This window comes from Synechococcus sp. FACHB-909, from assembly GCF_014698945.1.
Taxonomy (GTDB): Bacteria; Cyanobacteriota; Cyanobacteriia; order PCC-6307; family Cyanobiaceae; genus Cyanobium.
This window is the reverse complement of sequence record NZ_JACJTY010000017.1, coordinates 1-6,601: the sequence shown is the minus strand read 5'-3', so window position 1 is coordinate 6,601 and position 6,601 is coordinate 1. Positions and strand designations below refer to the sequence as shown.

The window sequence follows — 6,601 nt, the reverse complement described above, 5'->3', positions numbered from 1 at the left end:
GTGATATGATTTTGGACTGCGCCCCAGAGAGCGAGAGCTCGAGCGGGGGGCAGGCTTACGGGATCGAGAGGCGCGAGCCGACGGTGTTGTAAGTTTTCTGAGTCGCCGGGAGGCGACGCGCCGCGAGAGCCCCGGAAGGGGTGGAGCGGTCGAACCTGGACAACCAAAAAAGTTTAGGAACTGACGCTTCCACTGCGTCGGTTGCTGCGGAAGGAGTGATCAGTTGCGGGAGACCGTAGGTGGTTACGCCGGAAGCGCCTGTGTCCTTCGCTACCGCGGAGGGAAGGGATTTCCCGAGAGGGGAAGCAACGGACGAAGAGCGGTGGAGGTGTGAGGTCCCGTCAAAAGAAACAAGCGACGGGTCGAAGCGATCAAGGAGCCGAGGTGCGTTCTCACGACGCAGCAAGGCCAGGAGAGGCGCCATCCGATGGGAGCGATCCTACCGAGCAATCTCGAAAGAGAGAGCCGGAGTGTGATGGAAGGCCCTTTGGTTGTGAGACCGGTTGCGAACCGGATCTGAGATTCGGGAAAGTCACGGGGCGTTGAGGGGTGAGCTGCCTGAAAGGGGAGCGAACCAGGAAGCGACCAGTGCACTCTTTGAACCCATCGCGAGAGCGTTGGTGGCCCAGACGTTGCCGTAGACGCCAGTCTGCGGGGATGGCACGAGGCAAATCCAGCTGAGGGAAGCGAAAGCGGACCAAGAGGGTTGGATCTACAACGGAGAGTTTGATCCTGGCTCAGGATGAACGCTGGCGGCGTGCTTAACACATGCAAGTCGAACGAACCTTCGGGTTAGTGGCGGACGGGTGAGTAACGCGTGGGAATCTGCCCTCAGGAGGGGGATAACGGCCGGAAACGGCCGCTAATACCCCATATGCCGAGAGGTGAAATGAATTTCGCCTGAGGATGAGCCCGCGTCTGATTAGCTAGTTGGTGTGGTAATGGCGCACCAAGGCGACGATCAGTAGCTGGTCTGAGAGGATGATCAGCCACACTGGGACTGAGACACGGCCCAGACTCCTACGGGAGGCAGCAGTGGGGAATTTTCCGCAATGGGCGAAAGCCTGACGGAGCAACGCCGCGTGAGGGATGAAGGCCTCTGGGCTGTAAACCTCTTTTCTCAAGGAAGAAGACATGACGGTACTTGAGGAATAAGCCACGGCTAATTCCGTGCCAGCAGCCGCGGTAATACGGGAGTGGCAAGCGTTATCCGGAATTATTGGGCGTAAAGCGTCCGCAGGCGGCCTTGTAAGTCTGTCGTTAAAGCGTGGAGCTTAACTCCATTTCAGCGATGGAAACTACAAGGCTTGAGTGTGGTAGGGGCAGAGGGAATTCCCGGTGTAGCGGTGAAATGCGTAGATATCGGGAAGAACACCAGTGGCGAAGGCGCTCTGCTGGGCCATAACTGACGCTCATGGACGAAAGCCAGGGGAGCGAAAGGGATTAGATACCCCTGTAGTCCTGGCCGTAAACGATGAACACTAGGTGTCGGGGGAATCGACCCCCTCGGTGTCGTAGCTAACGCGTTAAGTGTTCCGCCTGGGGAGTACGCACGCAAGTGTGAAACTCAAAGGAATTGACGGGGGCCCGCACAAGCGGTGGAGTATGTGGTTTAATTCGATGCAACGCGAAGAACCTTACCAGGGTTTGACATCCTGCGAATCCCTTGGAAACGAGGGAGTGCCTTCGGGAGCGCAGAGACAGGTGGTGCATGGCTGTCGTCAGCTCGTGTCGTGAGATGTTGGGTTAAGTCCCGCAACGAGCGCAACCCACGTCTTTAGTTGCCAGCATTCAGTTGGGCACTCTAGAGAGACCGCCGGTGATAAACCGGAGGAAGGTGTGGATGACGTCAAGTCATCATGCCCCTTACATCCTGGGCTACACACGTACTACAATGCTACGGACAAAGGGTTGCAAGCTCGCGAGAGTTAGCTAATCCCATAAACCGTGGCTCAGTTCAGATCGTAGGCTGCAACTCGCCTACGTGAAGGAGGAATCGCTAGTAATCGCAGGTCAGCATACTGCGGTGAATACGTTCCCGGGCCTTGTACACACCGCCCGTCACACCATGGAAGTTGGCCATGCCCGAAGTCGTTACTCCAACCCTTGTGGAGGAGGACGCCGAAGGTGGGGCTGATGACTGGGGTGAAGTCGTAACAAGGTAGCCGTACCGGAAGGTGCGGCTGGATCACCTCCTAACAGGGAGACACAACTGATCGTGATGTCTGAGCGCCGACCAAGCGTAAGTTTGGGAAGCACATTTGTCTCAGGCCACGGTCCTGTCATCTCGAAGGTCGATCGGTACCTCAAGGTGAGCCATTAAAGCCAAGGACGACTCCAGAGAGCTCGCAAGAGCAGGAAGGAGAAGGCCGAGGATATTGTGATGGACTCGTTTTCAGTTCCTAAACTTTGTCTAGGTCACCCCACCAAGGGTTTTGCCAGACATCCAACGTTTCGGATCCCGCCAGGGAGATGAAGCAAGGGTGTGTGGAGGAACCACTGTCAGAGTGATTGTTCCTGGGCCATTAGCTCAGGTGGTTAGAGCGCACCCCTGATAAGGGTGAGGTCCCTGGTTCAAGTCCAGGATGGCCCATTCGTGTTTGGGGGTTTAGCTCAGTTGGTAGAGCGCCTGCTTTGCAAGCAGGATGTCAGCGGTTCGAGTCCGCTAACCTCCATCCAGCTAGGTTAAGACCACAACATGAAGCTGCATCAGGAGGAATTCTGATGGGTGAAGTGACCGGACATGTTCAGCTGAGGACTCCAGCCTCCTTTCATTCCCGATGGATGAGCTCACACGATGTGTGATGCCTTGTTCAGATGTGGTTGAAAGGAAGCTGGACTCGCTGATCACCTACTTACATGTTCATGGGAGTGGGTGAGTCAGTGTAGCCAGCAAAGAACCTTGACAACTGCATAGGTGAGTCTGGAAAAGAAAGCATCTCATGGATGCCCAGACGGACGTGGACGGATCCTGGTAACCCCAGGTGATGGAGACGGCTGACTGGGAAGATTCTTGAGTTTAGAGCCGAGAGCTTCCAGCGTCTTTTCGCTCCGCCGAGGAGGGAAGAGTCAGATTCTGCCTTTCAAACCGCTTGAGTTTGAGTGGGACGAGAGACCGCGACGGGCAACCGCAGCGGTGAATTGTTTCATGAAAAGCGAGAGAAGGTGAAAGCAGGAGAATGGGTCTCAACAACCCTGAACGTTGGGAGTGTTAATTGGTCAAGCTACAAAGGGCTCACGGTGGATACCTTGGCACACAGAGGCGATGAAGGACGTGGTTACCTGCGAAAAGTCTCGGGGAGCTGGAAACACGCTTTGATCCGGGAATCTCCGAATGGGGCAACCCCTAGAACGGCCACCTGAATCCATAGGGTGGCGCGAGCCAACCCAGCGAACTGAAACATCTTAGTAGCTGGAGGAAAGGAAAGTAAAAACGACTCCCTAAGTAGCGGCGAGCGAACGGGGAAGAGCCTAAACCGATGGTTTCGACCATCGGGGTTGTGGGACAGCAACGTGGACCAGGGACGTTAGTGGAAGCGTTTGAAAGGCGCGCCATAGAGGGTGAAAGCCCCGTACGCGAAAGCGAAACTGGCCTAGCTGTATCCCGAGTAGCACGGAGCACGTGAAATTCCGTGTGAATCCGCGAGGACCACCTCGTAAGGCTAAGTACTCCTGTGTGACCGATAGCGAAACAGTACCGCGAGGGAAAGGTGAAAAGAACCCCGGGAGGGGAGTGAAATAGAACATGAAACCGTGAGCTTACAAGCAATGGGAGTCCTACTCATAGGATGACCGTGTGCCTGTTGAAGAATGAGCCGGCGACTTATAGGCACTGGCAGGTTAAACCGGAAATGGTGGAGCCATAGCGAAAGCGAGTCTGAATAGGGCGTTGGTCAGTGTTTATAGACCCGAACCCGGGTGATCTAACCATGGCCAGGATGAAGCTTGGGTGATACCAAGTGGAGGTCCGAACCGACTGATGTTGAAAAATCAGCGGATGAGCTGTGGTTAGGGGTGAAATGCCAATCGAACCCGGAGCTAGCTGGTTCTCCCCGAAATACGTTGAGGCGTAGCGTCTAGTGCTATAGCAGGGGGGTAAAGCCACCGTTTCGGTGCGGGCTGCGAGAGCGGTACCAAATCGAGACGAACTCTGAATACCCTGTGTGAAACTAGGCAGTCAGACTGTGGGGGATAAGCTCCATGGTCGAAAGGGAAACAGCCCAGACCGCCAGCTAAGGTCCCCAAATCAACGCTCAGTGATAAAGGAGGTGGGATTGCCCAGACAACCAGGAGGTTTGCCTAGAAGCAGCCATCCTCAAAGGAGTGCGTAATAGCTCACTGGTCGAGCGATCCTGCGCCGAAAATGAACGGGGCTAAGCGTTGTACCGAAGCTGCGGATTTAACTTGTTAAATGGTAGGGGAGCGTTCCATGTGGGGCGAAGCGTTAGCGTAAGCGGGCGTGGACTTCATGGAAGTGAGAATGTCGGCTTGAGTAGCGAAAACATGGGTGAGAATCCCATGCCCCGAAACCCTAAGGGTTCCTCCGGCAGGCTCGTCCGCGGAGGGTTAGTCAGGACCTAAGGCGAGGCCGAAAGGCGTAGTCGATGGACAACAGGTCAACATTCCTGTACCTGTCATGTTTTGGGAAGGGGGACGGAGAAGGCTAGCCCAGCCAGAAGTTGGTTACTGGTTCAAGCGTTCGAGGCGTTGAGAAGTGGCGAAAACACTTTGAGCTGAGGCGTGAGTACGAGCTGCTACGGCAGCGAAGTGGGTGACGTCAAGCTTCCAAGAAAAGCCCTATACCCGTTAAGGCATGACGGCCTGTACCCGAAACCGACACAGGTGGGGTGGTAGAGAATACCGAGGGGCGCGAGGTAACTCTCTCTAAGGAACTCGGCAAAATGGCCCCGTAACTTCGGGAGAAGGGGTGCCACCGCAAGGTGGTCGCAGTGAAGAGGCCCAGGCGACTGTTTACCAAAAACACAGGTCTCCGCTAAGTCGCAAGACGATGTATGGGGGCTGACGCCTGCCCAGTGCCGGAAGGTTAAGGAAGCTGGTCAGCGTAAGCGAAGCTGGCGACTGAAGCCCCGGTGAACGGCGGCCGTAACTATAACGGTCCTAAGGTAGCGAAATTCCTTGTCGGGTAAGTTCCGACCCGCACGAAAGGCGTAACGATCTGGGCGCTGTCTCGGAGAGAGGCTCGGCGAAATAGAATTGTCTGTGAAGATGCGGACTACGTGCACCCGGACAGAAAGACCCTATGAAGCTTTACTGTAGCTTGGTATTGTGCCCGGGCTCTGAATGCGCAGGATAGGTGGGAGGCTTTGATCCATTGCTTGTGGGTGATGGTGAGCCAACGGTGAGATACCACTCTTTCAGAGCTAGGGTTCTAACGGTCACCCGTCATCCGGGGACCGGACAGTATCAGGTGGGCAGTTTGACTGGGGCGGTCGCCTCCTAAAAGGTAACGGAGGCGCGCAAAGGTTTGCTCAGGCTGGTTGGAAATCAGCCGACGAGTGTAAAAGCAGAAGCAAGCTTGACTGTGAGACCTACAAGTCGAACAGGGACGAAAGTCGGCTTTAGTGATCCGACGGTTCTGAGTGGAAGGGCCGTCGCTCAACGGATAAAAGTTACTCTAGGGATAACAGGCTGATCTCCCCCAAGAGTTCACATCGACGGGGAGGTTTGGCACCTCGATGTCGGCTCATCGCAACCTGGGGCTGAAGTCGGTCCCAAGGGTTGGGCTGTTCGCCCATTAAAGCGGTACGCGAGCTGGGTTCAGAACGTCGTGAGACAGTTCGGTCCATATCCGGTGCATGCGCAGGAATATTGAGAGGATTTCTCCCTAGTACGAGAGGACCGGGAGGAACGCACCTCTGGTGTGCCAGTTATCGTGCCAACGGTAAACGCTGGGTAGCCATGTGCGGAGAGGATAACCGCTGAAAGCATCTAAGTGGGAAGCCCACCTCAAGATGAGTATTCCCATGGCGTTAGCCAGTAAGGTCACGGGAAGAACACCCGTTGATAGGCTCTACGTGGAAGCCGGGTAACCGGTGAAGCGGAGGAGTACTAATAGACCGAGGGCTTGACCAACACCTGGTTCTAAGCCTGCCGTTTTGTGAAGCCCTTTCGCGAGGAGTCTTTGCGAGACAGGAAGGAATGACGACTTTTCCAGAGGAGAGAGCGCGGAGGTCTTGTACTGACGTGTTGTCTCTAACCTATGCAGTTTTCAGGGTTCAACCCTTTGATCATCACACAGGCGACTGATGTGGTGAGAGGGGGGACCTATCCTGGTGTCCATGGCGCTGTGGAACCACACCGATCCATCTCGAACTCGGTTGTGAAACGCAGCAGCGGCGACGATAGTTGGGGGGTAGCCCCCTGCGAAAATAGCTCGATGCCAGGTAAAACTTCTGTCCCCTCATGGGGGCAATGAGGAGAAGCCACCCGAGGAGGGTGGCTTTTCTGTTGGCGAGTTTGTGGCTGCAGGCGGAGGCTGAGCATGGGCCCCGGGCCTGGGAGAGGGCAGGATGCAGGCATGCTGCAGCCCCAACCCCTGCCGATGGTTCTGTCGTGACATGGCGTCGTCGCTTTCGTCCTT

The 6,601-nt window shown here is 55.7% G+C and carries 2 tRNA genes and 3 rRNA genes; all 5 read left to right on the top strand.

Features of this window, described 5'->3' with window-relative positions:
• Nucleotides 1-714 precede the first annotated feature (714 nt).
• Nucleotides 715-2,199: ribosomal RNA gene (locus H6G99_RS16200) — 16S ribosomal RNA — on the top strand.
• Between the two features lie 320 nt (nt 2,200-2,519).
• Nucleotides 2,520-2,593: transfer RNA gene (locus H6G99_RS16195), tRNA-Ile, on the top strand.
• A gap of 9 nt (nt 2,594-2,602) precedes the next feature.
• A tRNA-Ala gene (locus H6G99_RS16190) sits at nt 2,603-2,675 on the top strand.
• A 542-nt stretch (nt 2,676-3,217) separates the two neighbouring features.
• Nucleotides 3,218-6,093: ribosomal RNA gene (locus tag H6G99_RS16185) — 23S ribosomal RNA — on the top strand.
• A 196-nt stretch (nt 6,094-6,289) separates the two neighbouring features.
• Nucleotides 6,290-6,406, top strand: a 5S ribosomal RNA gene (gene rrf / locus H6G99_RS16180).
• Together the 16S, 23S and 5S rRNA genes with 2 tRNA genes alongside form the textbook arrangement of a ribosomal RNA operon.
• Nucleotides 6,407-6,601: the final 195 nt, after the last annotated feature.